This is a genomic window from uncultured Mucilaginibacter sp. (genome assembly GCF_903913935.1).
Lineage (GTDB): Bacteria > Bacteroidota > Bacteroidia > Sphingobacteriales > Sphingobacteriaceae > Mucilaginibacter.
In genome coordinates, this window is record NZ_CAIWNH010000498.1 from 1 (window position 1) to 2,877 (window position 2,877).

A 2,877-nucleotide genomic window follows, 5' to 3' on the forward strand; every position below is an offset into this window, starting at 1 on the left:
AAAAATCAGCTAAAGCATGATTTTAAATATGATTTATTAAAAAATCTGGGCGAAGTCCTAATAAAACGATCAAAAAACATATAATTATGGACAAAATAATGATATTGATAGCCGTTTTTGTGATATCCACCACATTTTCCGTCCTTTTCAGAAACAAATTGCGCGGAATTTTAATATAGTAAAATAATGCAACCACCGTTGTTATCGCGCCTGTTATCAGTAATGCCAGTAACACGGGATTATGATTCAGCTGGTAAACGTTATACACTGCCGAAAACACAAGCAACTTCCCGTTAAACCCTGCTGATATGGGCAGGCCAGTTAATGATACCAGCACAATTACAAAACAAACAGAAGCGGCCGGTAGCTTTAGACCAATGCCTTTGTAGCCTTCATTATTTTCGGCCCCGGTGGCGTTGGCAAAATACGTGGCAAGGGCCAGAGCACCTATATTGGCAATTCCATAAACAGCCAGGTAATAGATCAAAGCTGAAAAGGCAGTATCGTTATAAACAACAATCACCATTAGCGCAAAACCCGTGTGGCCGATGCTGGAGTAGGCCAGCATTCGTTTTACGTTCCTTTGCATAACGGCTGCAAAATTGCCTGCAATCATCGTTACTATGCTAATTACCGCCAGGTACAACCGGAAATCTAAACCGGGCCAACCCTGAAAATAAATAAAAGGTCTTAAAAAATTGATCAGCAAAGCAAAGCCTGCAATTTTTGGCAAGGTAGATAGCCAGGCAGTTACCGGGGTGGATGCCCCTTCATAAACATCGGGCACCCAAAAATGCATCGGCACAAAGGATAGCTTAAATCCTATGCCCGCCAGCACCAATACAAGGGCCACCGTTACGGCAGCATTATTCGCCTGAGCTAGTCCTATAATTAAACCACCGGTGTATAAATTTAATGAGCCGCCCATGGCATATAAAAGCGATATGCCATAAAGCATAATAGCAGATGATGCCGCGCCAAAAAGCACATATTTTAACCCGGATTCGGTGCTGAGCACACTTTCTCCCCGGTAAGCCACCATCAGGTAGGAAGCAATAGAAACCATTTCGATGGAAAGATAGATGGACAGCAGGTTTACCGCCATCACCATTAAATGAAGGCTGAATATAGCACCGACTACAATGGAGTACAGATCCGACAACCCTTTTGGATGTTTATTGAGCTTGTGATCCCAGGCAAAATAAAGCAACAGTATGAAAGCCAGCGCATCTATCACCAGCTTAAAACTGATACCCGTATGGTTGAGCAGGAGCATATTGCTAAAAAAGAAATGACCGTTTGGCTGCGCCACCGCCAGCAAAAGTTCATTTTGCTGGTAATCCTTATGGATCACCAGCAAAATGCCCGCGCAGGCAATGATCCTGCATAATTTATCAGAATTTTTACCAAATAACAAATCGGTTACCAATACCAGGATGAACAATAAGGCCAGGTAAAACTCCGGCATAAAGTAAGGGAAGCTGCTTATCACATCATCAAGTGCGCCCGGTAAAGTAGGTAACAGATCGTGCATTTTATCTATTCAACAATTACTGATTGGATTTTAGGATATTTAACCAGGTACTTTAATTGTACCTTTTTTTCATCCTGCGAATTTAGCAGGAAATTCCAAACAATCTTACCTGTTAATGCATCTGGTTTTACACCGCCGGTTTCCTGCACCTCCACATCGATAGATGAATTTTGCGATACAGGCACCTGGTCTTCCACCAACAGGTTTACAGGCTGGTTTTTACGGTTTTTGATATCGATCAGCCAGTTTTTTGTTTCTTTTTTGTTTGAACCAAAAGTCTGCTTTTCAGACAGGTCTTTTTCCAGTGTGCGGGTTACCACAATGTTTTTATCGGTGCCCATGGATAGTTTCAGCGTGTCAGCAACGGAATGGGTATCGATAAGAGATTTGCCTATGAATGTTCCTTCAAAAAATAGGTTGGCCTCGCCTGACAGAAAGTTATACTTGTTCCAGTCGGTTATCTGCGCTGTTAAAAACACATCAGTACTGATCTTCGGTGCAACCGAGTATTGGAATCCTGCTTTTACCTCCACCTCGCTGATCTCCGCTAAATACTGTTTACCATCGCTTGGTATTGAAAAGGGGTTATCAATATTAAACTCAACGTTAGTTTGGTTTTCGGTTTGTTTTACGGCGATGGGGATAGTATTAGCGGTAACATTAACCCCTGCTGCTTTTCCTTCCAGGCTTTTATAAGCCGGGGAACTCTCATAACCATCACCACTTGTACCGTAACCAACCACAACCACTTCATTTAAAGAACTTGCAGACGGAACAAGCATTACGTTAGTAAAATTTCCGGTAACGCGCAGCTCCTGGGTTTGATAGCCAATATACGATACCGTGATGGTTTGCTGGCCCGGCGGCATCTGGAGCGAGAAATTCCCGTTCACATCGCTTACCGCGCCTATCGACGTTCCTTTTACCCGGATGGACGCGCCCGGCAACGGCGATTTATCATCACTGCTTATAATTCTGCCGGTACCGCGGGTTACGGGCGCATTATCATCAGCATAGTACATTCCGAAATTAAGATAATACGGGGTGAGGTCGGGTTTGTTGCCGCTAACCGTAGGGTTACCTGTTGAAAGGGTGAGTTTTATATTTTTCCAATCCTCGCCGCAATGCTGCGATACATTTGCTTTGTAGGATATGCTTACCGGGCTGTTCACATCTTTTGCCCTGATATCATAAGTCGGGTACCAGGCAGCGTCGTGCACCAAATAACTCAACGTAAATTCGGATTGCAGGGCCGTTTTTGATGAAACGGTTACGATGATATTACTGGTTGCGGTAGTGCTCCCTTTGGCAATCTCCGCTATTTGCTTATCATATTTTTGCAG

General features: G+C 43.5%; 2 protein-coding genes. Both read right to left on the bottom strand.

Features of this window, described 5'->3' with window-relative positions; translation table 11 throughout:
• Positions 1 to 22: 22 nt before the first annotated feature.
• Positions 23 to 1,534: an NADH-quinone oxidoreductase subunit N gene (locus QZY09_RS20245; RefSeq protein ID WP_295675417.1), complete on the bottom strand. Its 1,512-nt coding sequence runs from the start codon at positions 1,532 to 1,534 to the stop codon at positions 23 to 25.
• A 5-nt stretch (positions 1,535 to 1,539) separates the two neighbouring features.
• The coding region (locus QZY09_RS20250) for a mucoidy inhibitor MuiA family protein (RefSeq protein WP_295675419.1) at positions 1,540 to 2,877 on the bottom strand (1,338 nt) is incomplete at its 5' end.